The organism is Geodermatophilus sp. SYSU D00867 (assembly GCF_054050315.1).
The window spans coordinates 390124-415535 of record NZ_JBJGZC010000001.1; the positions used below are offsets into that span (position 1 = coordinate 390124).

The window sequence follows — 25412 nt, forward strand, 5'->3', positions numbered from 1 at the left end:
GGAGGGCGGGAACAGACCCGCGTGCCACCCTGTTGGACCGTCGAACGCAGGCCCCGCCGTCCTGGGGCCGCTGGTCGAGACCCGAGGAGCAAGCGTGTCCCTGCCACCCCTGGTGGAGCCCGCCGCCGACCTGTCGATCGACGAGGTCCGCCGCTACAGCCGCCACCTGATCATCCCGGACGTCGGGATGGACGGGCAGAAGCGGCTCAAGAACGCCAAGGTGCTCGCCGTCGGCGCCGGTGGCCTGGGCTCGCCGGTGCTGATGTACCTGGCCGCCGCGGGCGTCGGCACGCTCGGCATCGTCGAGTTCGACGTCGTCGACGAGTCGAACCTGCAGCGCCAGATCATCCACGGGCAGTCCGACGTCGGCCGGTCGAAGGCGGAGAGCGCGCGCGACTCCATCAAGGAGATCAACCCGCTGGTCGACGTCCGGCTGCACGAGACGCGCCTGGACAGCGACAACGTCCTCGACATCTTCAGCCAGTACGACCTCATCGTCGACGGCACCGACAACTTTGCCACGCGCTACCTGGTCAACGACGCGTGCGTGCTGCTGGGCAAGCCCTACGTGTGGGGCTCGATCTACCGCTTCGACGGCCAGGTCTCGGTGTTCTGGAACGAGCACGGGCCCAACTACCGCGACCTGTACCCGGTCCCGCCGCCGCCCGGGATGGTCCCCTCCTGCGCCGAGGGCGGCGTGCTCGGCGTGCTGTGCGCGACCATCGGCGCCATCCAGGCCACCGAGGCGGTCAAGCTGATCACCGGCATCGGCGAGACGCTGCTCGGCCGGCTCATGGTCTACGACGCCCTGGAGATGACCTTCCGCACGATCAAGGTGCGCAAGGACCCCGAGGCCGAGCCGATCACCGGGCTCATCGACTACGAGGCCTTCTGCGGCGTCGTGTCGGTCGAGGCCCAGGAGGCCGCGGCCGGTTCGACCATCACCGTCGACGAGCTCAAGGACATGATGGACGCGGGCAAGGACTTCGAGCTGATCGACGTCCGCGAGCCCAACGAGTACGAGATCGTCTCGATCCCGGGCGCGACGCTCATCCCCAAGGACGAGATCCTCTCCGGCCGCGCCCTGTCGCGGCTGCCGAACGACAAGCCGATCGTGCTGCACTGCAAGACCGGCGTCCGCTCGGCCGAGGTGCTCGCCGCGGTCAAGAACGCCGGCTTCAAGGACGCCGTGCACGTCCAGGGCGGCGTGACGGCGTGGGCCACGCGGATCGACAAGGCGCTGCCCACCTACTAGGAGGACCTCGTCCCTCCCCACGACACGCTGCGCGCGCCGCGGGACCCGGGGACGAGGCCGTTCCAGCGCCTCGCCAGGGCCCGGCACCCGTCACGGGTGCCGGGCCCTCGGCGTCCGTGTTGACTGGTCCGGTGCCCGAGCCGACGTCACCGACCGAGCTGCTGGAGCTCTTCCAGCGCGCCCAGGCCACGTTCACCGACCGCGTCGACGCCGTCGAGCCGGGGCAGTGGGACCTCGAGGCGCTGCCCGGCTGGACGGTGGCCGACCTGGTCGCGCACCTGGTCGGCGAGGCGCACTGGGTGCCCGGGCTGCTGGCCGGCGAGCCCCTCGACGCCGTCGCCGCGCGCGTGCCGGCCGGGACCGACGCCCTGCTCGGCGACGACCCGCTCACGGCGTGGGAGACCGTCGCGGACGAGGCGCTGGCCGCCGTCGCCACCGCCGACCTGGCGGCCGGCACCGTGCACCTGTCCCGCGGCCCGACGCCGGCCCGCGAGTACGTCGAGGAGCTCACCGCCGACCTCACCGTGCACGCCTGGGACCTCGCGCGCGCCACCGGCGGGGACGAGGCGCTGGACCCGGCACTGGTCCGTGCGGCGGAGGCGATGGCCGCGCGGCTGCCCGCCGACGGCGTGCCCGGCCTGTTCGCGCCGGAGGTCGAGCTGCCCGACGGCGCCGCCCCGCAGCGGCGCCTGCTGGCCCGCTTCGGCCGCCGGGCCTAGCCCGCCGCGACGCGTCGGAGGGGTCCGCCGCACCCGACGTCTCCCTATCCTCCGGGGCACGTCAGCGGGAGGTCCCCATGAGTCAGCCGCCCTACGGCCCGTCCGGTCAGCCGGATCCGTACGGTCAGGGCCAGCCGGGCCAGTACGGCCAGGGCCAGCCGGGTCAGTACGGCCAGCCGGGTCAGTACGGCCAGGGCCAGCCGGGCCAGTACGGCCAGCCCGGTCCGTACGGGCCGCCGGGCCAGTACGGCCAGCCCGGTCAGTACGGGCAGCCGGCCCCGTACGGGCAGCCCGGGGGCCCGGGACCGGGACGCAACCGGCGCGGGCTGGTCATCGGCCTCGTCGCCGCTCTGGTCCTCGTGGTCGCCGCCGCGGTCGTCCTGTTCGTCGTCCTCCGGGACGACGACCCGGCCCCCGCGGCCGGCGCCACGACCACCTCGGCCGAGTCGTCGGCCGGCACGTCGTCACGCCCGTCCCCGAGTGCGCCGTCGTCGTCGACCAGCGCGGCCCCGACGACGGGTGGGTCCGGGCCCGGCGGGGACCTGCTGGCGATCCTCCCGGTCGACTTCACCGACTGCACGGAGGCCGCGCTCGCCGGCGACGGCGACGTCGCCCACGCGTCGTGCGGCGCGAGCACCACCCAGCCCGGTCCGCAGCAGGCCGAGTTCTTCCAGTACCCCGACAAGGCGACGATGGACGCGGTGTTCACGGACGACGCCTCGAACCAGGGGCTGGCGCAGCTCCCCGAGGGTCAGGACTGCACCGCGACGACCGGCATCGGCTCGTGGGGCGGCGGGAGCAACAGCGGCCTGGTGGCGTGCGCCATCGACACCGAGAACAACGCGGTGGTCATCACCTGGACCGACGACGCGGCCCTCGTCGAGGGCATCGTCGGGGCGCCGGGTGGCACGCAGGCCGACCTCGCCGCGCTCTACGCCTGGTGGCAGGCGCACAGCGACTACCGACTGTGAGCCCCCGGCCGCCCGGGGAGCCGCGCCGCCCGTCCGCGGTGGACGCCGCCGACGTCGACGAGGCGGTGTACGACGCCGTCGAGTCGATCCCGCCGGGCCGGGTGAGCACCTACGGGGCGATCGGCCGGCTGGTCGGCGTCGGGCCCCGGCGGGTGGCCCGCGCGCTGTCCGGTGGCGGCGGCGGGGCGGCGGTGCCCTGGTACCGGGTGGTCCGCGCCGACGGCACCTGCGCCGAGCCGGTGCGGGTGCGCCAGCTGCAGCTCCTGGCCGGGGAGGGCGTGCCGGTACGCGACGGCCGGGTCGACCTGGCCGCCGTCGCCTGGCCCTGAGGCCGGGCGGCTCCATCGCCGGCCCGGGCGGCGACACGGCCTGGCCGACCCCGCAGCTGGCCGCCCCGGACCCGACGGCGGGCCGGCTCGTGGCCCGCGCCGGCGCGGTGCCGGTCGGCGCCCGCACCCTCGGCGGCGACGACCGGAACCGGGGCACCGGGCAGGAGGGCGCCTCCGGCGGCCGGTGGAGGAGGTGCTGCCGGACCGCCTCCCCGGCCAGACCGGGCACCGGTACCGGGTCGGGGACCCGCCCGCGTGACGAAGCGCTCTGCGGCGCTGTCGGTGAGTCGTGGTGTCATCGGAGGGTGGCACTGCGGGGGGACGAGGGTGCGCCGGTCTACCGGCTCGTGCAGCCGCACCGGGAACCGGTGGCGCCGCCGCGGCTGGACCCCACCCAGCAGGCCGTCGTCGACCACGCCGGCGGCCCGCTGCTGGTGCTCGCCGGCCCCGGCACCGGCAAGACGACGACGATCGTCGAGGCCGTCGCCGCCCGCATCGACCGCGGCGTCGACCCCGAGCAGGTCCTCGTCCTGACCTTCAGCCGCAAGGCCGCCGCCGAGCTGCGCACCCGCATCACCGCGCGGGTCGCCCGCACCATCCGCGAGCCGCTGGCCCGCACCTTCCACTCCTACGCGTACGGCGTGCTGCGGCGGGCGGCGCTGCTGCGCGGCGAGGCCCCGCCCCGGCTGCTCACCGCCGCCGAGCAGGACGCCGTCGTCGCCGAGCTGCTGCGCGGTGACCTCGCCGGGGAGGGTGCGGTCCGCTGGCCGGCGTCGCTGCTGCCGGCGCTGGCCACCGCCGGGTTCCGCGGCGAGCTGCGCGAGCTGCTGCTGCGGGCCACCGAGCGCGGCGTGGACCCCGAGCTGCTGGCCGCGTGGGGCCGCGAGACCGGCACCGACGCGTGGCTGCACGCCGCGGCGTTCCAGGAGCAGTACGAGGCGGTCACCGCCTTCTCCACGGCCGGCGGCGGCGACGCCTCCGGCTACGACCCCGCCGAGCTGGTCCGGGCCGCGATCGCCGAGCTGGAGGACGACCCCGAGCTGCTGCGCCAGGAGCGCGCGCGGGCCCGCTGGCTGTTCGTCGACGAGTACCAGGACACCGACCCCGCGCAGGTCGAGCTGCTGGAGCTGCTCGCCGGGGGCGGCGGCGACCTGGTCGTCGTCGGCGACCCCGACCAGGCGATCTACGCGTTCCGCGGCGCCGAGCCGCGCGGCATCGTCGAGTTCCCCGACCGGTTCCGCACCGTCGACGGCCGGCCCGCGCAGCGGCTCTCGCTCGGCGTCAGCCGCCGCTCGGGTCCGGCGCTGCTGGAGGTCAGCCGCCGGGTCGCCGAGGCGCTCCCCGGCCCGTGGGAGCACCGCCGCCTGCAGGCGGTCGAGGGCGCCGACGCGGGCCGCGCCGAGGTGCACGTGTTCGGCTCGGCCGCCGTCGAGGCCGCCTACGTCGCCGACACCCTGCGCCGCGCCCACCTCGTCGACGGCGTCCCGTGGTCGGACATGGCCGTCGTCGTCCGCACCGTGCTGGCCATCGGCCCGCTGCGGCGCGCGCTGACGTCGGCGGGCGTGCCGGTCGAGGTGTCCACCGACGACCTGCCGCTGGCCGCGCAGCCGGCCGTCGCGCCGCTGCTGGCGGCGCTGACCGCGCTGCTGCCCCGGCCCGGCGACGAGCCCGGGGCGCTGGCCCTCGACGAGCCCGGCGCCGAGGCGCTGCTGGCGTCCCCGCTCGGCGGCGCCACGGTCCTCGACCTGCGCCGGCTGCGCCGGGCGGTGCGGATCGCGCAGGCCCAGCGCGGCGTGGACGCCGACGAGCGCGGCACCCCGCTGGCCACCGCGCTGGCCGACGCGCCGCTGCTGGAGGAGCTGCCCGAGGCGGTGGCCCGCCCGGCCCGCCGGGTGGCCGCGGTGCTCGCCGCCGGCCGGGTCGCGCTCGCCCGCGACGGGTCCGCCGAGGACGTGCTGTGGGCGATGTGGCAGCGCAGCGGCCTGGCGGGCCGGTGGGCGCGGGCCAGCGCCGCCGGGGGAGCCGCCGGCGCCGCCGCCGACCGCGACCTCGACGCCGTCGTCGCGCTGTTCGACGCCGCGGCCGGGTTCGTCGACCGGCTGCCGTCGGCCACCGTCGGCGCGTTCGTCGAGCACCTGTCGGCCCAGGAGCTGCCGGGCCTCACCGGCGCCGAGCGCGACGCCGCCACCGACGCCGTCCGGCTGCTCACCGCGCACGCGTCCAAGGGTCTGGAGTGGGACGTCGTGTGCGTCACCGGTGTGCAGGAGGGCATCTGGCCCGACCTGCGCGACCGCGGCACGCTGCTCGGCACCGAGCTGCTGGTGGAGCGGGTGGCCGGCATCGACGGCACGTCGGTGGACCGGCGCACGCAGATGCTCGCCGAGGAGCGGCGGCTGTTCTACGTCGCCGCCACCCGCGCCCGGAAGCGGCTGGTGGTCACCGCCGTCGAGGGCGCGCTGGACGGTCCCGACGCCGGGGCCACCGCCTCCCGCTTCCTCGACCTCGTCGTCGCCCCGCCGGACGACGGCCGGCCGCTCACGCCGCTGCCGCGTTCGCTCACGCTGCCGGCGCTGGTGGCCGAGCTGCGCCGCGCGGTCAGCGACCCGCAGACCGACCCGGCCCGCCGCTCGGCGGCCGCGGCGGTGCTGCGCCGGCTGGCCGCCGAGGGCGTGCCCGGCGCCTCCCCGGAGGACTGGTGGGGCCTGGCGCCGCTGTCCGACGACGCCCCGCTGGTGCCCGACGACCAGGTGGTGCGGGTGCGCCCCTCGGCGATCGAGACCTTCCAGCGCTGCCCGCTGAAGTGGGTGCTCGGCGCGGTCGGCGCCGAGGCCGCCCCGGAGTCGCACCGCACGGTCGGCTCGGCGGTGCACGCGGTCGCGCAGAAGGTGGCCGAGGGGCTGCCGCCCGCCGAGGCGCGGGCCGCGCTGGCCGAGGAGCTCGACGCCCTCGACCTCGGCCCCGGCTGGGCCGACCAGCGGCAGCGGGTCGCCGCCCGCGACATGCTCGAGCGCTTCCTCGGCTGGCACACCGCCAACCGCCGCGAGCTGCTCGCCGCCGAGGCCGACTTCGACGTCACCGTCGGGCGGGCGCGCATCCGCGGCCAGGTGGACCGGCTGGAGCGCGACGCCGCGGGCCGGCTGGTCGTCGTCGACCTCAAGACCGGCCGCACGCACGCCAAGGAGGTCGACACCCACGGGCAGCTGGCCGCCTACCAGGTGGCGGTGGCCGCCGGCGCGTTCGGCGACCACGGCAGCGCCCCGGGCGGGGCCTCGCTGCTGCAGGTGGGTACCGGGACGAGGGCGAAGGAGCAGGCGCAGGACGCGCTGCCGCCGAACGTGCCGCTGGGGGAGACGTGGGCGGGGCAACTGGTCGCCGAGGTCGGCGAGGGCATGGGCGCGGCCACCTTCGAGGTGCGCACCGGCAGCCACTGCGGGCGGTGCCCGGCGCGGCGCAGCTGCCCGCTGCACGAGCGCGGCCGGCAGGTCACCGCGTGACCCGGCGGGGACGCCGGTGAGCCGGCGCGCGCCCACGCCCGACGAGCAGCTCTCCTTCGACGACCTCCTGGGCCCGGCGGTCGCCGAGCCGGTGAAGCCGAGGCGGCTGCTCGACCCGGCCGAGGTGGCGGCCCGCTGCGGGCTGTCGTACGCGCCCTCGCCGGAGCAGGCCGGGGTGGTGTCCGCGCCCGCCGACCGGCCGCTGGTCGTCGTCGCCGGGGCGGGATCGGGCAAGACCGAGACGATGGCCGCCCGGGTGTGCTGGCTGGTCGCCAACGAGCTGGTCGCGCCGGAGGAGATCCTCGGGCTCACGTTCACCCGCAAGGCGGCCAGCGAGCTCAACGAGCGGATCCGGCTGCGGCTGGGTGCCCTCGCCCGCCACCCCGAGACCGACCCGCAGCTCAGGGAGCGGCTGGCCGTCGCGGTGCCGACGGTGTCGACCTACCACGGGTACGCCGCCTCGCTGGTCTCCGAGCACGGGCTGCGGATCGGCGTCGAGCCCGGCGCCGGCGTGCTCGGCCCCGCCATGTGCTGGGGGCAGGCGGCCGCCGTCGTGTCCGGCTGGACCGGCGACATGGACGACGTCCCGCTGAGCCCGCTGACCACCACCGAGGACGTGCTGGCGCTGGCCGCCGAGCTCGGCGAGCACGACGTCAGCCCCGCGGCGCTGCGGACCTGGACCGCGCGCCTGGAGGCGCAGGTGGCCGGCTACCCCGACGCGAAGGGCAAGCGCGGCCCCTACAAGCCGGTGGTCGAGATGCTCGCCCGGCAGCGCGCCCGGGTGGCGCTGCTGCCGCTGGTCGAGGCGTTCGAGGGGCGCAAGCGCGCCGCCGGGGCGATCGACCACTCCGACCAGGTCGCGCTGGCCGCGCGGATCGCCGTCTCCGCGCCCGAGGTGGGCCGCCGCGAGCGGGCGCGCTGGCGGATCGTGCTCCTCGACGAGTACCAGGACACCAGCGTCGGCCAGCTGCGGATGCTCGAGGCGCTGTTCGGGCGGGCCACCGGGCACGCGGTGCTCGCCGTCGGCGACCCGCGCCAGTCGATCTACGGCTGGCGCGGCGCCTCGTCCGGGACGATCGAGCGCTTCGACCGCACCTTCCCCGGCGCCCGCGGGAAGGGTGCGCAGCGGCTCACGCTGGCCACGAGCTGGCGCAACGACGGCGCGGTGCTCGACGTCGCCAACGCCGTCGCCGGGCTCCTGCCCGCGCCGGTCGTGGCGCTGCCGGACCTCACCGCCCGGCCCGCCGCCGGGCCCGGCACCGTCCTCGCCGGGCTGTACGCGACGGTGGCCGAGGAGACCGAGGCGCTCGCCGACCGGCTGGCCGCCTGCTGGCGCGGCGAGGACCCCGCGCTGCCGCCCCGGCCCGGCGGCCGCCCGCCGACGACGGCGGTGCTCGTCCGCACCCGCAAGCAGCTGCCCGGCATCGCCGCCGCGCTGCGCGCCCGCGGGCTGCCGGTGACCGTCGTCGGGCTCGGCGGGCTGCTCGAGGTGCCCGAGGTGTCCGACGTCGTCGCCACCCTCACCGTCCTGGTCGACCCCTCCGCCGGCGACGCCCTGGGCCGGCTGCTCACCGGCGCCCGGTGGCGGATCGGCCCGCGCGACCTCGCGGCGCTGGAGGCCCGCGCCCGCGCGCTGGTGCACGCGCGCAGGCCGGACGGGGACGACGACGAGCCGGTCCGGCGCTCCGAGCGGGGCAGCATCGTCGAGGCGCTCGACGACCTCGGCGACCCCGGCGCCTACTCGCGCGCGGCGTACCGCCGGCTGCGCCGGCTCGCGGGGGAGCTCGCCCACCTGCGCGGGCGGCTGGGGGAGTCGCTGCCGGACCTGGTCGACGAGGTCGCCCGGACCCTCGGCCTGGAGACCGAGCTGGCCAGCACGCCCGGCGTGAGCCCCGGGGCGGCGCGGGCGCACCTGGACGCGCTGCACGCCGTCGCCGCCGAGTTCACCGAGCTGGCCGAGCTGCCCTCGCTGCCGGCGTTCCTCGGCTACCTGCGCGACGCCGAGGAGCGCGAGCGCGGCCTGGAGCCCGGCGAGGTGGCGGTCGACCCCGAGTCGGTGCAGCTGCTCACCGTGCACTCGGCCAAGGGCCTGGAGTGGGACGTCGTCGCCGTGCCCGGCATGACCGCCGACCAGTTCCCCTCGCGCACCGACACCAGCGACTCCTGGGTCAAGGACCCCGGCGCGATCCCGGTCGACCTGCGCACCACCGACCGCGCCGAGCTGCCGCAGCTCCGGCTGCCGGTGCCCGGCTCCGGCGACCAGGCGGCGGTGCGCGCGGCGCTCGAGGACTACGTGGAGGAGTGGAAGGCCTTCGGCGAGGCCGAGGAGATCCGGCTGGGCTACGTCGCGGTCACCCGCGCCAAGCACCTGCTGCTGTGCTCGGGCAGCTGGTGGCGCGAGGGCGTGAAGCCCAACGGGCCCTCGGTGCTGCTCGACACCGTCCGGCGGGCGTGCACCGCCGGCGCGGGCGTGGTCGTCGCCTGGGCCGAGCGGCCGGAGGAGGACGCGACCAACCCCGCGCTGGAGGAGTGGCCGGTCGGGGTGTGGCCGGCCGACCCGCTGTCCCCGCCGCGCCGCCGCGCGCTCACCGCCGCCGCGGAGCTGGTCACGGGCGCCGCCCCGCACCCGCTGGACCCGGCGGCCGCGCTGGGCACGTCCGACCCGGTGGTCGAGCAGTGGGTGCGCGAGGCCGACCTGCTGCTGCGCGAGCGCCGCCGAACCGCGCGGCCGACCGTCGAGGTGCCGCTGCCCAGCCACCTGTCGGTGTCGGAGCTGGTCGCGCTGCGTCGCGACCCGGCCGAGCTGGCCCGCCGGCTGCGCCGGCCGATGCCGTCGGCGCCCGCGCCGCTGGCCCGCCGGGGGACGGCGTTCCACGCCTGGCTGGAGGAGCGCTTCGGCGTCTCCCGGCTGCTCGACCTCGACGAGCTGCCCGGCTCCGGCGACGGGTCCGCGGCGCCCGACGGCGCGCTGGGCGCCCTGCAGGCGGCGTTCCTCGCCGGCCCCTGGGCCGACCGGCAGCCGGTCGAGGTGGAGGTGCCGTTCGAGACGCCGCTGGGTCCGCTCACCCTGCGCGGGCGCATCGACGCCGTCTTCGCCGACGGCGACGGCGGCTTCGAGGTCGTCGACTGGAAGACCGGCCCGCCGCCGTCGGGCGCGGAGCTCTCGGCGGCAGCGGTGCAGCTGGCCGCCTACCGGCTGGGCTGGTCGCGGCTGACCGGCGTCCCGGTGGAGAAGGTGAGCGCGGGCTTCCACCACGTCGCCGCCGGCGTCACCGTGCGCCCGGTCGACCTGCTCGACGAGGCCGGCCTGCTCGCCCTGGTCACGGGGGAGGCCACCCACGAGGAGCTGCCGCCGGAGCCCGACGACGAGCTGCCCCCGCCGCCGGAGCCCGACGACGAGGAGCTGCCCCCGCCGCCCGAGGAGGAGACGTGAGCGGACGCCGGAACCCGTGACGGCCCCGGGGCGGGGCGCACGGGGGAGGAGACGCCGTGTTCAGACCGCGATCCCGTACCACCGCGGCGGCGTCCGGCCGGAGGTCCTGGAGACGCCGTTCCGGGCGTTCGCCGTCGGGTACGTCGCCGAGGAGGTCCGCACCGGGACGGGCCACCGGCTGTGCTCGATCGGCTGCCCGCCCGCCCGCCCGCGAGCTGCTGCAGCGGCTCCTCGGCACCTCGTCGCGCCGGGACGCCGGTGCTGGTCGGTGCCGCTGACCGTCGAGGAGCTGCGCCGGCACCTCCCGCAGTCCGGGGAGTTCCTCGACCTCGACGGGGACCGACCGGGTCGCCGGCCCGGTCCTGCCGTCCGGGGACCCGGTTGACGTGCGGGCCAGCCTGACGGGGTGACCGTCGTGATCCGGGACCTCGAGGACGCCGACGTCGACGGCGTCGTCGCCCTGTCGCTGCGCGCGTGGGCGCCGGTCTTCGCGTCCTTCGAGGCGGTCCTCGGCCGGGCGGTGTACCGGCACCTGTACCCCGACTGGCGGGCCTCCCAGGCGGCCGCCGTCGCCCGGGTGCTGCGCGACGCGGGGATGCGCGTGCGGGTGGCGGTCGACGACGGCCGGCCGGTCGGCTTCGTCGCCGTCGTGGTGCACGACGAGACGCACGACGAGCCGGACGGCGGGGAGGTCGAGATGCTCGCCGTCGACCCGGTGGTCCAGCGGCGCGGCATCGGGCGTGCGCTCCTCGACGACGGCGTCGACCAGTTGCGTCGCGCCGGTGTCCGGATCGTCGCGATCGGCACCGGCGGCGACCCGGGGCACGCGCCGGCCCGGCGGACCTACGAGGCCGCCGGTTTCACCGCACTCCCGCTGGTCCGCTACTACCGGCTGCTCTGACTCCCCGCCCGTTCCACGGCGACGTGCCCCGAGCGGACGCGGGCCCGGCCGGTGCGCACCGGACCCTGCGATCGGGTGCGTGGCGCGGCAGGGCCCGTGGACGGGGAACGGACGGCTCAGGCGGGCATCAGGCGTCGGGGGCGGCGTCCGGGGTGTCGGTGCTCACCGAGGCCGGTGCCGTGCCGTACTGCAGCACGGGCACCCCGGACGGCGCCCGGAGGACCGCCTCCTCGGTGAGACCGACCTTCCGGGCGACCGCCAGCGATGCGGCGTTGTCCGCGTGCACCATCGCGACGACCCGCGGCACCCCGAGCACCCGAGCCCGGTCCAGCGCGATCGCCGCCGCCTCCGTCGCGAGGCCGCGCCCCCAGAACCGGCGGCCCAGCCGCCAGCCGACCTCGGGCACCCCGGTCGGTCCCCACGGCTGCGCCCAGGGCTGGACGCCGGTGAAGCCGACGACCTCGTCCCCGACGAGCACGGAGAACAGGCAGAGGCCGGTGCTCACCGCCAGCGCCTGCTGCCGTGCCACGAACGCCGCGTACCACGCCCGGTCCCGCACCTCGCCGCTGCCGACGTACCGCATGACCTCCGCGTCGTCGAACAGGTCGGTCCAGGCGTCGGCGTCCTCGGCGGTGGGGACGCGCAGCCGCACGGTCACGAGGAGGCGATGCGGTCCAGGATCGCGGCGGCGAGCTGGTCGGGCGCCTGCTCGGGGATCCAGTGGCTCACGCCGGGCAGCTCCACGAAGCGGTAGTCGCCGGCGACGAAGGACCCGCAGCCCTCGGCGGCGATCCGGCCGATGGCGATGTCGGCGTCGCTCCACACGAAGGTGGTCGGCACCGTCACGTCGTCCACCGGTGTCGACGAGCTCATCGCCCGGTACCAGTTGAGCGCGGCGGTGAGCGCCCCCGGCGCGGACAGCACGGCCACGTACTCGTCGACCGCCTCGGGGGCGACCGCGTCCCCGTACATCCGCCGCAGCCGGCGGGCGCCGTCGGCCAGCAGCACCTCCTCGGCCTTGCCCTCCTGCCAGAACAGCCGGATGTAGGACGAGCGCTCCCTCTGCTCCGGGTCGGAGCGGTACGCCGCGGTGAACGCCGTCGGGTGCGGCACCGAGACGGCGGTCAGCGACCGCACCCGGTCGGGGTGCCAGCCGGCCAGCGCCCAGGCCACGTTGGCGCCCCAGTCGTGCCCGACGACGTCGGCGACCGGGACGTCCATCGCCGTCATGAGGTCGGCGGTGACCTGCACGAGGTGGGGCAGCGCATACGAGTCGACGTCGAGCGGCCGCGCGCCGGGGGAGTAGCCGAGCTGGTCGACGGCGTAGGTGCGCAGCCCCGCCTCGGCCAGCCGCGGCGTCACCGCGGCCCACGACGCCGAGGTCTCGGGGAAGCCGTGCAGCAGCACCACCGGCCGCCCGTCCCCGGGGCCGTCGGCCCGCACGTCGAAGGTCAGGTCACCGACGTCCACCCGCAGCAGTTCTCCGGCCATGGGTCGCAACGTATCCGGTGCCGGTGCGCCGCTACCGTCGCGCTCGTGACGAGCCCGGAACGCGACTTCGTGCAGGCCCACCTCGACGACCTCCACGCCGACCTCGACGCCTGGCTGCGCATCCCCTCCGTCTCGGCCGACCCGGCGCACGCCGGCGACGTCGCGGCGAGCGCGGAGTGGCTGGCCGGGGCGCTGCGCCGCACCGGGTTCCCCGTCGTCGAGATCTGGCCGACGCCGGGCGCCCCCGCCGTCTACGCCGAGTGGCCCAGCGCCGACGACGACGCGCCGGTCGCGCTGGTCTACGGCCACCACGACGTGCAGCCGGTCGACCCCCTGGAGCTGTGGGACCACCCGCCGTTCGAGCCGACCCGCGTCGAGACCCCGGCCGGCCCCGAGCTGCACGCGCGCGGCGCCATCGACGACAAGGGCAACGTCGCCTTCCACCTGCTCGGCATCCGCGCGCACCTGGCCGCCACCGGCCGCGACACCCCGGCCGTCACGGTGAAGCTGCTCGTCGAGGGCGAGGAGGAGTCCGGCTCGCCGCACTTCGCCGACCTGCTGCGCGAGCGCGCCGACCGGCTGGCCTGCGACGTCGTCGTCGTCAGCGACACCGGCATGGCCGCCCCCGACGTGCCCAGCGCCGTCGTCGCCATGCGCGGCCTGGCCGACGCCGAGATCACCCTGCGCGGCCCCGCCGTCGACCTGCACTCCGGGTCCTTCGGCGGCGGCGTGCCCAACCCGCTGCACGCGATGGCGTCCCTGCTCGCGGCGCTGCACGACGAGCAGGGCCGGGTCACCCTCCCCGGCTTCTACGCGGAGGTCCGGGAGCTGACCGACCGCGAGCGCGAGCTCATGGCCCGCGTGCCCTTCGACGAGGCCGCCTGGCTGGCCGGGCCGGCCGCCTCCCGCGCCACCGCCGGCGAGGCCGGGTTCAGCACGCTGGAACGGATCGGCGCCCGCCCGACCGCCGAGGTCAACGGCATGTGGGGCGGCTACACCGGCCCCGGCCACAAGACCATCGTCCCGGCCGAGGCGCACGCCAAGCTGACCTTCCGGCTGGTCGCCGACCAGCGGCCCGAGGACGTCGGCCCGATGCTGCGCGCGTGGGTCGAGCAGCACCTGCCCGAGGGGATCACGGCCGAGGTGCACACCCCGCCCGGCGGCGTCGCCCCGTGCGCGAGCGACCTCGACTCGCCCCACACGGGCGCCCTGCTGCGCGCCATCGGCCAGGCCTTCGACACCGCCCCGGACGACGTGCTGTTCACCCGCGAGGGCGGCAGCGGCCCGGAGGCCGACCTCGTCGAGGTGCTGGGCGCGCCGCTGGTCTCCCTCGGCGCCGGCCTGCCCACCGACCGCATCCACTCACCGAACGAGCGGGTGCTGCTGCCGATGCTGCACCGCGGCGCCGAGGCCGCGGCCCACCTGTGGCGGGAGCTGGCCGCGCGGTGACCGCGCCGGCGGGCGGCGGGCGCTTCGGCCCCTACCGGGTGCTCGGCGTGCTCGGCCGCGGCGGCATGGGCCAGGTGCTGCGCGCCCACGACGGCGAGCACGAGCGCGACGTCGCCCTCAAGGTGCTGCACCCGCAGTGGGCCGCCGACGAGAGCTACCGCGAGCGGTTCCGCCGCGAGGCCCGCATCGCCGCGCGGCTGAACGAGCCGCACGTCGTCCCCATCCACCGGTACGGCGAGGTCGACGGCCAGCTGTTCCTCGACATGCGGCTGGTCGAGGGGGAGGACCTCGCCTCGCTGCTGCGCCGCGCCGGGCGGCTGTCCCCGGCCCGCGCGGTCGACGTCGTCGGCCAGGTGGCCCGCGCGCTCGACGCCGCGCACGCCGGCGGCCTGGTGCACCGCGACGTCAAGCCCTCCAACGTGCTGCTGGTCGCCCGCGCCGACGGCGGCGACCTGGCGGCGTCGGCGCCCGGTGAGGACTTCTGCTACCTCGCCGACTTCGGCATCGCCCGCACCTCGGCCGACGCCACCGGCCCGGCGCTGACCGGCACCGGCATGGCCGTGGGCAGCACCGAGTACATGGCGCCCGAGCGGTTCGGCTCCGGCCCGCTCGACGCCCGCGCCGACGTCTACTCGCTGGCGTGCGTGCTGTTCGAGGCGCTCACCGGGAGGCGGCCGTTCGCCGGCGACGACCCGGTGGCGCTGATGGCCGCGCACGTCCACGAGCCGCCGCCCCCGCCGTCGTCCCTGGCCCCGGGTGTCCCGCCGGCGCTGGACGCGGTGGTCCTGCGGGGCCTGGCCAAGGACCGCGACCGGCGCTGGCCCACGGCCGGGGCCATGGCCGCCGCCGCGCGCGCCGCGCTGGCCGAGAGCGGCGTCCCCGTCCCCGGGAGCGACGCCGGGACGGCGGTGGGCCCGGCCGCCGACGGCGCCCCGGCCCGCGCGGTCACCCGGCAGCAGGAGACGGGCCACCCGGCCGCGCCGCCCACTCCCGTCGGGCCGCGCCCACCGGTCCCGCGGCGGCCCGCCCGCCTGCCGTGGGTGCTCGCCGGGCTCGGCGCGGTCCTCGCTCTCGCGCTCGCCGGGGCGCTGGCCGCGGTGGTCCTCCGGCTCGACGACGCCCGCGAGGACGCCCGGGCGGCCGGCCAGCGGCTGGTCGCCACCGCACTGGCGGCCGGCACCGACCCCGCGGCGTGCACCGCGGAGGAGCCCGCCGACGGCGTCCTCCGGGAGCTCAGCTGCCCGGGCGACCCGGAGGAGGACGGGCCGTCCGCGGTCACCTACGCGGCGCACGACGGCGACGGCGCCGCACGGGCCCTCGCCGCCGACACCCGGGGGCTCGACCGGCTCGACGACCGCTTCGACTGCGGACCGGAGTACGAGGGCGCCCCCGGGCCCACCGGCTGGTTCCCCGTCCTCGACGACGACGGCACCGAGGTCGGCCGGGCGGCCTGCTGGGTGGACGACGAGGGGGACACCGTGTTCGCCTGGACGTGGGACGACCTCGGGACCTACGCCGTGGCCGAGCTGCGCGGCGGCGGCGTGGACGGCCTCTCCACCCTGCGCGGCTGGTGGGACGACGACGCCGACCGCGGCCACGACTGACCTGCACGCCGCGGCAGCCCGGGACGGCGCGCCTCCCGCCCTACGCTGCCCCCCGTGACCGGACCTGGGCTGACGCGCGCACCCGCGGGGTGGTACCCCGACCCCGACGGCGCTCCCGGGGTGGTGCGCTGGTGGAACGGGGAGACGTGGTCCGACGTCACGACGCCGGCCGGACCCGGGGTCGCCGTCCAGGCGCCGCCGGTGGCCGCGCCCCCGTCGCCCCGGGACGGCGGGTCCTGGCAGCCGGGCCCGTCGTCGGAGCCGGTCCGGCGGCCCCGCACGGCCTGGTGGGTCGGGGGATCGCTGCTGGCCGTCGTCGCCGTGGTCGTCGTCGCGCTGGTCGTCGGCCTGTCCGGGGGCAGCGCCACCGGGCAGGGCACCGAGACCGACCCGCCGGTCGCCGGCTCCCCGCCGGCCGGCCCGACGTTCCCGCCCGGCACCGTGCGGATCATCGACGAGGAGGCGGGCATCTCCTACCCCTTCCTCGGCAACGGCTGGTACGAGTACGACCTCGGCTCCATGCCCGAGACCCGCACCATCGCCGGGCAGTACTTCATCACCCAGGAGCAGACCCCCGACGGCGGCAACTTCATCGCCCAGTGCACGTCGGGACCGGTCTCCGACGGCTACGGCTGGACCGGCCCGGGCAGCGAGCAGGCGACGGTGACGGCGCTGGCCGACAGCGTGCGCGCGGCCTACTACCCGTACCCGAACGAGCGGGAGGTGCTGCGCGACGAGGCGCTGACCGTCGACGGCCACGCGGCGCACCTGGTCGAGTTCCAGCTCACCTGGGACGTCGAGGGCTACGACTCCACCGGTGAGCGGGCGGCGCTGCTGGTCGTCGACGTCGGCCGGCCCGACCCCGCGCTGCTCTACGTCTCGATCCCCAACACGCACGCCGAGCTGTACGGGACCATCGACCGGGTCGTCGCCGACATCGACGTGCTGTAGGCGCCCGGCGCGGCGTCGTCCCGCGTGGTTACTGTCGGTCCGTGACAGCAGCGGGAGCCGACCTGACACTGCGGCACCCGGTGGAGCGCTTCACGCTCGACAACGGGCTGCGAGTGGTCCTCGCGCCCGACCGCAGCGTGCCGGTCGTCGCCGTGACCGTCTCCTACGACGTGGGCATGCGCAACGAGCCGGAGGGCCGCACCGGCTTCGCCCACCTCTTCGAGCACGTCATGTTCCAGGGCTCGGCACACGTGCCGAAGATGGAGCACGCCCGTCTGGTGCAGGCCGCCGGCGGCACGTTCAACGGCTCGACCCACCAGGACTACACGAACTACTACGAGGCGCTGCCGGCCGAGGCGCTCGAGCGCGCGCTGTTCCTCGAGGCCGACCGGATGGCCGCCCCGGCCATCACCGAGGAGAACCTCCGCAACCAGATCGACGTGGTCAAGGAGGAGATCCGGGTCAACGTGCTCAACCGGCCCTACGGCGCCTTCCCGTGGCTGCAGCTGCCGCAGATCGCGTTCGAGAGCTTCGCCAACACCCACGACGGCTACGGCTCCTTCGTCGACCTGGAGAGCTCCACGGTCGCCGACGCCGAGGACTTCTTCTCCCGCTACTACGCACCGGGCAACGCGGTGCTGTGCATCGGCGGCGACCTCGACGTCGGCGAGACCGAACGGCTGGTCCGCCGCTGGTTCGGCCCGGTGGAGGCCCGCGAGGTGCCGCCCATCCCCTACACCGGCGAGCCCTCGCCGACGACGGTGCGCCGCGACGTCGTCGAGGACCGGCTGGCCCCCGCGCCCGCCGTCGCCCTGGGCTGGCGGGTGCCCGACCCGGTCGGCGACCTCGACACCTACCTGGGCACCGTGCTGCTCGCCGAGCTGCTCAGCGAGGGCGACGCCTCCCGGCTGGAGCGCCGGCTGGTGCACGACGACCGCCTGGCCGTGGCGCAGAGCAGCTACGTGGGCCTGTTCGGCGACCCCTTCGACGTCCGCGACGCCACGCTGCTCACCACCCAGGTGCACCACCCGGCCGCCGTCCCGGTCGAGGACGTCCTGGCCGCGGTGCACGAGGAGATCGGCCGGGTCGCCACCGAGGGCGTGAGCGCCGAGGAGCTGGCCCGGGTGCAGGCCCGCACCAGCGCGCAGCTGCTGCGCCAGGCCGACTCGGTGCTCGGCCGCACCCTGGCCTTCGCCGGCGCCGAGCTCGTCCACGGCCGCGCCGAGCTGGCCGGCGAGCTCGCCGCCCGGCTGGCCGCGGTCACCCCCGACGCGGTGCAGGTCGCCGCCAAGGGACTCGATCCCGGCACCGCCGCGATCCTCGAGCTGCGCGCCACCGGAGGAGCCCGATGAGCGCCCCCGTCCTCGACCTGGGCCTGATCCCGCCGCTGGGCGAGCCGCGCCCGCAGCCGGTCCCCGAGGTCGCGACGACGACGCTGCCCAACGGGCTGGCCGTCGTCGTCGTGCCGCGGCCCGGCGTGCCGCTGGTCGAGCTGCGGCTGCGCGTGCCGTTCGCCGCGACCTCCCCGCGCGGCGCCCTCCAGCACGCCGCCCGGTCCTCGGTGCTCTCCGGCGCGGTGCTGCTCGGCACCGGGCGGCGCGACGCCACCGCCGTCGCCGAGGCGCTGCAGGGCCACGGCGCCGAGCTGACCGTGGCCGCCGACCCCGACCGGCTGCTGTTCTCCACCACGCTGCTGTCCGAGGGGCTGGCCCCGGTCCTCGGGGTGCTCGCCGAGGTGCTCACCGACGCCGCCTACCCGGGCGACCAGGTCGAGGCCGAGCGCGACCGGGTGGCCGAGCGGATCGCCATCGCCCGCTCCCAGCCCGGCGTCATCGCCCGCACCGCGCTGGCCGCCCGCCGCTACGGCACCCACCCCTACGCCGCGCAGCTCCCCGCGCCCGAGCTGGTCGGCAAGGTGACCGCCCCCGCGCTGCGCAAGCTGCACCGCGAGCGGCTGCTGCCCGCCGGCAGCACGCTGGTGCTCGTCGGCGACCTCGACGTCGCCGCGGCCACCGACGCCGTCGCCGAGGCGCTCGGCGGCTGGACGGGGGAGGGCGCCGCGGCCGGCGCCAAGCCCGCCCCGACGCTCGCCCCGGGCCACCTCGAGGTGGTCGACCGGCCGGGCGCGGTGCAGTCCAACATCCGCCTCGGCGGGCCGGCGCCCGGCCGCACCGACCCCGACCTGCCCGCCGTCCGGCTGGCGAGCACGGTGTTCGGCGGCTACTTCTCCTCGCGGCTGGTCGAGAACATCCGGGAGCGGCGCGGCTACTCGTACAGCCCGCGCAGCGCCGTCGACCACCTGGCCGCGGCCTCGTCGTTCCTCGTCGAGGCCGACGTCGCCACCGAGGTCACCGGCGCCGCGTTCCTCGAGACGTGGGCCGAGCTGGGCCGGATGGCGCTGGCGCCGGTCACCGAGGCCGAGCTGGACGCCGCCCGCCGCTACGTGCTCGGCAGCATGGCGCTGTCGACCGCCACGCACGCCGGGCTGGCCGGCACGCTGTCCGCGCTGGCCGGGTCGGGCCTGTCCGCGGAGTGGCTGGCCGAGCACCAGCGGGCGCTGGCCGAGGTCACCGTCGAGCAGGTGCAGGAGGCCTCCCGCCGCCACCTGGCGCCGGCCGCGCTGACCGCCGTCGTCGTCGGGGACGCCGAGCGGGTCACCGACGCGCTGCGGGCCCTCGGCCCGGTCGACGTCACCGCCAGCGCCGCAGCCGCGCCGGACCCGGCGTGAGCGTCCCGCCGGGCGGCAGCACGCCCGACGACGTCGCCTCGCCGGAGGCCGTGCGCGGGTTCTGGCCGGCCGGCACGCCCGACACGACGGGCACGGTGCCGGTGCTGTCCCGCTCGGCGCACGACCGCGACCACCTCGGCCGGTCGCTGGAGGACCCCAGCCGCGGGCGGCCGGTGCGGGTGCTCACCGTCGACGAGCGCCGCGCCGTCCCGGTGCGCGAGACCGACGGCGGCCCCGAGCTGGTGTGGGACGAGCAGCCGGCCCTGCCGGCGGGCGCGGTGTACCTCGGCGAGGCCGGCGGCGTCCCCTACGCGGCGGTCCGCGGCGAGCGGGCGCTGACGGTCAACGGCCGCCCGGTGGACCTGTGGACCGGGCTGCGCGAGGTGGGCGCCGACCTCGGCGACCTCGACGCCGGCCTGCTCGCGGAGGCCGTCGGCATCCTGGAGTGGCACGAGCGGGCCCGGTTCAGCCCGCTGTCCGGTGCCGCGACGACGATCGAGCGGGCCGGCTGGGTGCAGCGCGACCCGGTCACCGGCACCGAGCTGTTCCCCCGCACCGACCCCGCGGTGATCATGCTGGTCCACGACGGCGGCGACCGCTGCGTGCTGGGCCGGCAGGCGGTGTGGCCGCCCGGGCGGTTCTCGATCCTCGCCGGGTTCGTCGAGCCGGGGGAGTCCGCCGAGGGCGCGGTGGCCCGCGAGGTCGCCGAGGAGGTCGGGCTGGCGGTCACCGACGTCCGCTACGTGAGCAGCCAGCCCTGGCCGTTCCCGCAGTCGCTGATGCTCGGCTTCGTGGCGCGCGCCGAGGGGGACCTGGAGCTGCGGCTGGACCCGACCGAGATCGAGGAGGCCCGCTGGTGGACCCGCGAGGAGCTGCGCTCGGGCCGCGGGCCCGCCGCGCTGCCGCCGCCGGTCTCGATCGCCCGGCACATCATCGACCGCTGGGTGGCCGGCGAGCTCGACTGAGTCAGGCGAAGCGGCCCTGCAGGACCAGCGCGGGGTGCTCGGGGCGGTCGGCCAGCACCACGGCGTCGGCGAGCAGCACGGGGTCGACCTCGTCGTCGTAGCGGTCGAAGGCGGGCAGCTCCCACGCCTGCTCCGCGGGGAAGCGCCGCCTGCGCGCGGCCGGCGCCACCCGCAGGTGCACGACGACGTCGAAGGCGAGCCCCACGCCCTGCAGCAGCGGGCCGGGGACCAGCAGCACCCCCCGCGACGGCATCGGGCGGTAGCCGGCCCGCGCGGCGCGGTCGCGGTCGACGTCCCACAGGACCGGCAGGTACTCGGCCGGCCCGCCGGGACCCACCCGGTCGAGCACCTCGCGGGCCAGCGCGCCGGCGTCGAGCCAGTCGGTGTAGCGGGCGTCGGGATCGGTGCGGCCGTGCTCGAACCGCAGGGAGGCCGGCCGGAGGAACCCGGCGGCCGGGACGACGACGGCCGGCCGGCCGAGCGCGGGCAGCCGCTCGGCGACCGCCCGGGCCAGGCCCTCCGGCTCGGCGACGTCGGGCCCGTCGACGGCGACGCGCAGGGCGGCCGCGCCCGGCTCCGGTCCGACGTCGGCGAGGAGGGCGGCCAGCCGGTCGGCCAGCGCGCCCGGGGTCAGCGGCTGCGGACCGCTCAGCGGCGGCCGTCCGCGGGCACGGCGGGGCCGGGGCGGCCCGGCGCGTGCGGGACCCGCCGGCCCGGCGGGCGGCGGGGGACCGGCGGCAGGGCCGCGGCCGGCTCGGCGGCCACCCCGTCGAGGGGCTCGAGCACCTCGCGGGCGAGCTCGTGCACCGGCCGCCCGAGCGACCGGGCCTGGGTGCGCAGCGCCTCGAACGCCGCCCGTGGCGTGGTGCCCTGCCGCTCGGCGAGCACGCCGATGGCCCGCTCGGTGGCGACCCGGGAGGCCAGCGCGTGCTCCAGCTGGGCGACGGTCCGCTCGAGCGCGGCGATCCGGGCGTCCCGGGGGTCGCCGTCCGGCCCGGCGTCGGCCGTCCCCCGGGCGGCGCGGCGCGTCGCGCGGTCGGGATCGGCCGGGCCGTCGAGCTCCTCGGCGACGAGGTCGGCCAGCGACAGCCCCTCCAGCAGGTCGGCGACGTCGTCGGCGCGGCCGGGGGACAGGACGCTCCAGCCGCGGCCGGTCCGGGCGAGCACGACGGAGGGCTGGTCGGCGGGCGGCTCCTCCGAGGTCGCTGCGGACACGGGGAGGTGCACGGCGTCCGAGGTCACGACAGCGGCTCCCGCGGGTGCTCGGCCGGTGGGCCGGGGGGACGTCGGCGTGCCACGGTCGCGACCCGCCGGGGGACGATGATGCACCGCCGGGGGCCGCGGCCCCTGCAGCACCCGCCGATCAGGCGTCCGACTGCTGCGCGAGCCGCGCCTTGACCTGGTCGATGCTCGGGTTGGTCAGCGCGCTGCCGTCGGCGAAGACCAGGGTCGGGACGGTGCGGTTGCCGCCGTTGGCGTTCATGACGACCTCCGCCGCGGCGGCGTCGCGCTCGATGTCGACCTCGGCGTAGCCGATGCCCTCGACCTGCATGAGCTTCTTGAGCCGCACGCAGTACCCGCACCAGGTGGTGGTGTACATCGTCACGGCGGCGGGCGCGGCAGTCACTCGGGGTCCTCCAGGGATCGGGGCGGGGACGCGACGACGTCCCAGGGGGCCAACACCGCGGGCCCGTCGCCTCTTCCCGGCCTCCCCGTCCCCGGGCGCACCGGCCGTCCCCAGGCGCCGGGGTGTCCCCGCCGTCTGTCGTCCCGGGCTGGGACACTCGCAGGAGCGGTCCGCCGGCCGCCGTCCCCTGTGCCCTCGGAGGAACCGCCGCATGCCCCGGACAGCCGACGCGCCCCTGGCGACCCCCGGGTCCGCGGGGACCTCCGCCGGCGCCGAGGCGGTCCTGGCCGGGCTCGACGAGGAGCAGCGCGAGGCCGCCTCGGCGGTCACCGGCCCGGTGTGCATCCTCGCCGGTGCGGGGACGGGCAAGACCCGCACGATCACCCACCGCATCGCCTACGGCGTGCACACCGGCGCGTTCGTCCCCGAGCAGGTGCTCGCGGTGACCTTCACCGCCCGTGCGGCCGGGGAGCTGCGCACCCGGCTGGCCGGTCTCGGCGTCGGCGGGGTGCAGGCCCGCACCTTCCACGCGGCGGCGATGCGCCAGCTGCGCTACTTCGCGCCGCGCGTGCTCGGCGGCCCGCTGCCGCCGCTGATCGAGAACAAGCTGCGGGTCGTCGCCTCGGCGGCCACCCGCAACCGGCTGACCACCGACCGGACCAGCCTGCGCGACCTCGCCAGCGAGATCGAGTGGGCCAAGACCACGCTGGCCACCCCGGAGGACTACCCGGCCCGGGCCGCGGCCGCCGGGCGCGAGCCGCCGTTCGACGCCGCCGCCGTCGCCCGCGTGTACGCCTCCTACGAGTCGGCCAAGCAGCGCGACGGCGCACTGGACTTCGAGGACCTGCTCCTGGTCACCGCGTTCGCGCTGGAGGAGCACCCCGACGTCGCCCGGCAGGTGCGCGCGCAGTACCGCCACTTCGTCGTCGACGAGTACCAGGACGTCAACCCGCTGCAGCAGCGGCTGCTCGACGCCTGGCTGGGCGGGCGGGCCGACGTCTGCGTCGTCGGCGACCCCAACCAGACCATCTACTCCTTCACCGGGGCCGACCCCGACTACCTCCTGGGCTTCGCCGACCGCTATCCCGACGCCGCGGTGGTCAAGCTCGAGCGCGACTACCGCTCGACACCGCAGGTGGTGGGGCTGGCGAACAAGCTCATCGGGCAGGCGCCGGAACGCAAGAGCATCTTCCGGCTCAAGCTCCTCGGCCAGCGGGCCGAGGGCCCCGAGCCGCGCTTCTTCGAGCACACCGACGAGCCCGCCGAGGCCGCCGCGGTCGCCCAGGCCTGCCGCGCGCTCGTCGAGAGCGGGACGCCGGCGTCGGAGATCGCGGTGCTGTTCCGCATCAACGCCCAGTCCCAGGTCTACGAGTCGGCGCTGGCCGACGCCGGCGTGCCCTACGTCCTCAAGGGCGGGGAGCGGTTCTTCGAGCGGCCCGAGGTCCGCGAGGCGGTCGTCCTGCTGCGCGGCGCGGCCGCCGGCGGCCACGAGCCCGGCGCGCTGGTGCCCACGGTGCGCGACGTGCTCGCCTCGACCGGCTGGGTGGAGCACCGCCCGCCGGCCGGGGGAGCGGCCCGCGACCGCTGGCAGTCGCTGGCCGCGCTGGTCGACCTCGCCGTCGACCTGGTGGCCGAGGACCCGACCACCGACCTCCCGCGCTTCGTCGCCCACCTCGCCGAACGGGCCGACGCCCAGCACGCGCCGACCGTCCAGGGCGTGACGCTGGCGTCGATGCACGCGGCCAAGGGCCTGGAGTGGGACGCCGTCTTCGTGGTCGGCCTGGTCGACGGCGTGCTGCCCATCTCTCAGTCGCTGTCGCGGCCGGAGGCGGTGGAGGAGGAGCGCCGGCTGCTCTACGTCGCGGTCACCCGCGCCCGCGAGCAGCTCACCCTCTCCTGGTCGCTGGCGCGCAACCCCGGTGCCAAGCGGGCCCGGCCGCGCAGCCGCTTCCTCGACGGCCTGGTGCCCGGCTCCACGCCGTCGGCCCCGCCGCCGCCCCGGAGGACCAAGCGGGCCAAGGTCGTGCTCGAGGGGGAGGCCGGGGAGATCTTCGAGCGGCTGCGCGCCTGGCGCAGCAGCACCGCGCAGGCCGCCTCGGTGCCCGCCTACGTCGTGTTCACCGACGCCACCCTGCAGGCCATCGCCGAGGCGAAGCCGACCAGCATCCGCGAGCTGTCCGGGCTCCCCGGCATCGGCGCCCGCAAGCTGGAGATGTACGGCGAGGACGTCCTCGCCACCGTCGGCGGCTGACCGGTCACCGGCCGTGCCCACCGCACGGCCGGACCGGCGCGTCCCACGCCATCGGAGGACGCGCCCGTTAATTGCGTTGCGCCGCTGCGGTGACCTTCCCTACTGTCCTGCCTGCGCCCGACGGACGACCGCGGGCGCGCCAGACCGAGCCCGGCCCGACCGCCGGACTCCGACCCCGGGAGGAGGGGTACCGATGATCGACATGCGCTGCGTCCTCGCCCCCGCCGGGGTCTCCGCCTGGGGCGCCCTCGACGTGCGTCCGGCCCTGACCGGCGCCGTCCCGTCCGCGCGGCCGCGCTACGCCGTGGTCCGGTCGATGACGCCGTTCGACCTGACCGGCACCGCCGTCGCTGCGCCCACCGCTCCGGTCCAGGGGACCGGTCTGCCCACCGGCGGCGAGTTCGGCCCCGGCGTCGGCGGCACCGATGCCCTCCGCACCCACATCTCCAAGCAGCGCCACACCCTCGGGATCCACTCCCCGGGGAGACCGCAGAGCTAGCCGCTCGACCGGTCCTCCTCGAGGCCGCGGAACCCGAACCCCGGGATCCGCGGCCTTCGTCTTTCCTCCGCGGCACCCGGCCCCGACCACCCGGTCGGCGGGCCCCCGCCGGCCGCGCAGACGACGAGTACGAGGAGGAGCGGCAGTGCAGCAGACGATCGACCGCCCGACGTCCCACCGCCGACCCGGGCTCCCCCGGACCGGCGGCGCCACCCCGAGGACGCCGCACGTCCCCCTGGCCCCGGCTCCGGTGCGGCGCCCCCTGCCGTGCCGCGGGACCGACGACCCGGACCTGTGGTTCGCCGAGAGCCCCGCGCTGCTCGAGCAGGCCAAGGTCCTGTGCGGGGAGTGCCCGGTCCGCGACGCCTGCCTGGCCGGCGCCCTGGACCGCGGCGAGCCGTGGGGCGTCTGGGGCGGCGAGATCTTCGAGCGGGGTGTGGTCATCCCGCGCAAGCGCCCGCGGGGCCGTCCCCGCAAGGTCGTCGCGGCGTGAGCCGTGACGGCGACAGCCGACAGCGACAGCCATCCGATCGGGCACCGACGCCCGACGAGCACCGAGGACCCGAGATGACCACGTACGAGTACGACCTGGCCACCACGCGGCTGCGCGAGCTGCGCGCCGAGGCCGACGCCGCCGGCCGCGTGCGCCGGCTGCGGGCCGCCCGCCGGTGGGCCCGCCGCGCGGAGTACGCCAGCCGGCGTGCCGCGCGGGCCAGCGCCGCCGTCCGCTGAACGGCGGCGCCCC

At 77.3% G+C, this 25412-nt stretch carries 22 protein-coding genes; 17 read left to right on the top strand and 5 right to left on the bottom strand.

The genetic code is table 11. The annotated features are described in order from the left end of the window. Positions 1–94: 94 nt before the first annotated feature. The 7 genes from moeZ (at position 95) to ACI8AK_RS01960 (ending at position 11102) form a co-directional block, all read left to right on the top strand. Complete coding sequence (gene moeZ / locus ACI8AK_RS01930; RefSeq protein ID WP_456950873.1) at positions 95–1255, top strand: adenylyltransferase/sulfurtransferase MoeZ; 1161 nt, start codon at positions 95–97, stop codon at positions 1253–1255. 131 nt (positions 1256–1386) lie between these two features. Beyond that, complete coding sequence (locus ACI8AK_RS01935) at positions 1387–1974, top strand: TIGR03086 family metal-binding protein (protein WP_456954938.1); 588 nt, start codon at positions 1387–1389, stop codon at positions 1972–1974. A 77-nt stretch (positions 1975–2051) separates the two neighbouring features. Continuing rightward, positions 2052–2945, top strand: coding sequence for a hypothetical protein (locus ACI8AK_RS01940; protein ID WP_456954939.1), 894 nt, complete (start codon positions 2052–2054; stop codon positions 2943–2945). Beyond that, positions 2942–3274: an MGMT family protein gene (locus ACI8AK_RS01945; protein ID WP_387990390.1), complete on the top strand. Its 333-nt coding sequence runs from the start codon at positions 2942–2944 to the stop codon at positions 3272–3274. Before ACI8AK_RS01940 ends, ACI8AK_RS01945 begins: the two co-directional genes overlap by 4 nt. 305 nt (positions 3275–3579) lie before the next feature. Continuing rightward, positions 3580–6768: an ATP-dependent helicase gene (locus ACI8AK_RS01950; protein WP_456954940.1), complete on the top strand. Its 3189-nt coding sequence runs from the start codon at positions 3580–3582 to the stop codon at positions 6766–6768. A gap of 16 nt (positions 6769–6784) precedes the next feature. After that, positions 6785–10201: an ATP-dependent helicase gene (locus ACI8AK_RS01955; protein WP_456950870.1), complete on the top strand. Its 3417-nt coding sequence runs from the start codon at positions 6785–6787 to the stop codon at positions 10199–10201. Positions 10202–10607: 406 nt separating this feature from the next. After that, positions 10608–11102, top strand: coding sequence for a GNAT family N-acetyltransferase (locus tag ACI8AK_RS01960; RefSeq protein WP_456903396.1), 495 nt, complete (start codon positions 10608–10610; stop codon positions 11100–11102). Positions 11103–11229: 127 nt separating this feature from the next. Here ACI8AK_RS01960 and ACI8AK_RS01965 read toward each other — a convergent pair whose 3' ends face one another. Next, on the bottom strand, positions 11230–11760 hold the full coding sequence (locus ACI8AK_RS01965; RefSeq protein ID WP_456950869.1) for a GNAT family N-acetyltransferase: 531 nt from the start codon (positions 11758–11760) through the stop codon (positions 11230–11232). Beyond that, a complete protein-coding gene (locus ACI8AK_RS01970) occupies positions 11757–12593 on the bottom strand; it encodes an alpha/beta fold hydrolase (protein WP_456950868.1) in 837 nt (278 codons plus the stop codon). The genes ACI8AK_RS01965 and ACI8AK_RS01970 overlap by 4 nt, the downstream gene beginning before the upstream one ends. Before the next feature lie 45 nt (positions 12594–12638). Between ACI8AK_RS01970 and ACI8AK_RS01975 the strand changes: the two genes are divergently transcribed. From ACI8AK_RS01975 to nudC, 6 genes are read left to right on the top strand one after another with little or no spacing between them, the layout of a single operon-like run. Beyond that, positions 12639–14042 (top strand): M20/M25/M40 family metallo-hydrolase, encoded by a 1404-nt coding sequence (locus tag ACI8AK_RS01975; protein WP_456954941.1) that lies wholly within the window; start codon positions 12639–12641, stop codon positions 14040–14042. Continuing rightward, complete coding sequence (locus tag ACI8AK_RS01980; RefSeq protein ID WP_456950866.1) at positions 14039–15646, top strand: serine/threonine-protein kinase; 1608 nt, start codon at positions 14039–14041, stop codon at positions 15644–15646. The genes ACI8AK_RS01975 and ACI8AK_RS01980 overlap by 4 nt, the downstream gene beginning before the upstream one ends. 54 nt (positions 15647–15700) lie before the next feature. Next, positions 15701–16597 (top strand): DUF2510 domain-containing protein, encoded by an 897-nt coding sequence (locus ACI8AK_RS01985; RefSeq protein WP_456950865.1) that lies wholly within the window; start codon positions 15701–15703, stop codon positions 16595–16597. Positions 16598–16638: 41 nt separating this feature from the next. Then, the gene (locus ACI8AK_RS01990; RefSeq protein ID WP_456950864.1) at positions 16639–17949 is read left to right on the top strand and encodes a M16 family metallopeptidase; all 1311 of its coding nucleotides are present in this window, start codon (positions 16639–16641) and stop codon (positions 17947–17949) included. Further along, entirely contained in the window at positions 17946–19325 is a 1380-nt protein-coding gene (locus ACI8AK_RS01995) for a M16 family metallopeptidase (RefSeq protein WP_456950863.1), read from the top strand. The genes ACI8AK_RS01990 and ACI8AK_RS01995 overlap by 4 nt, the downstream gene beginning before the upstream one ends. Continuing rightward, complete coding sequence (nudC, locus tag ACI8AK_RS02000) at positions 19322–20290, top strand: NAD(+) diphosphatase (protein WP_456950862.1); 969 nt, start codon at positions 19322–19324, stop codon at positions 20288–20290. Before ACI8AK_RS01995 ends, nudC begins: the two co-directional genes overlap by 4 nt. A 1-nt stretch (position 20291) precedes the next feature. On the opposite strand, the gene ACI8AK_RS02005 is transcribed toward nudC, so the two are convergent. From ACI8AK_RS02005 to ACI8AK_RS02015, 3 genes are all read right to left on the bottom strand, one after another. Then, positions 20292–20639, bottom strand: coding sequence for a hypothetical protein (locus ACI8AK_RS02005; protein WP_456954942.1), 348 nt, complete (start codon positions 20637–20639; stop codon positions 20292–20294). 299 nt (positions 20640–20938) lie between these two features. Further along, positions 20939–21532 (bottom strand): ANTAR domain-containing protein, encoded by a 594-nt coding sequence (locus ACI8AK_RS02010; protein WP_456954943.1) that lies wholly within the window; start codon positions 21530–21532, stop codon positions 20939–20941. Between the two features lie 121 nt (positions 21533–21653). Continuing rightward, a complete protein-coding gene (locus ACI8AK_RS02015; RefSeq protein WP_456950859.1) occupies positions 21654–21917 on the bottom strand; it encodes a mycoredoxin in 264 nt (87 codons plus the stop codon). 211 nt (positions 21918–22128) lie between these two features. On the opposite strand from ACI8AK_RS02015, the gene ACI8AK_RS02020 reads away from it, so the two are divergent. The 4 genes from ACI8AK_RS02020 (at position 22129) to ACI8AK_RS02035 (ending at position 25399) form a co-directional block, all read left to right on the top strand. Then, positions 22129–24168: an ATP-dependent helicase gene (locus tag ACI8AK_RS02020; protein WP_456950858.1), complete on the top strand. Its 2040-nt coding sequence runs from the start codon at positions 22129–22131 to the stop codon at positions 24166–24168. 193 nt (positions 24169–24361) lie between these two features. After that, positions 24362–24667, top strand: coding sequence for a hypothetical protein (locus ACI8AK_RS02025; protein ID WP_456950857.1), 306 nt, complete (start codon positions 24362–24364; stop codon positions 24665–24667). 145 nt (positions 24668–24812) lie between these two features. After that, the gene (locus ACI8AK_RS02030; RefSeq protein ID WP_456950856.1) at positions 24813–25160 is read left to right on the top strand and encodes a WhiB family transcriptional regulator; all 348 of its coding nucleotides are present in this window, start codon (positions 24813–24815) and stop codon (positions 25158–25160) included. A 74-nt stretch (positions 25161–25234) separates the two neighbouring features. After that, positions 25235–25399 carry a hypothetical protein gene (locus tag ACI8AK_RS02035; RefSeq protein ID WP_456903407.1) on the top strand — a complete coding sequence of 55 codons (165 nt, stop codon included), beginning with the start codon at positions 25235–25237 and terminating at the stop codon, positions 25397–25399. Positions 25400–25412: the final 13 nt, after the last annotated feature.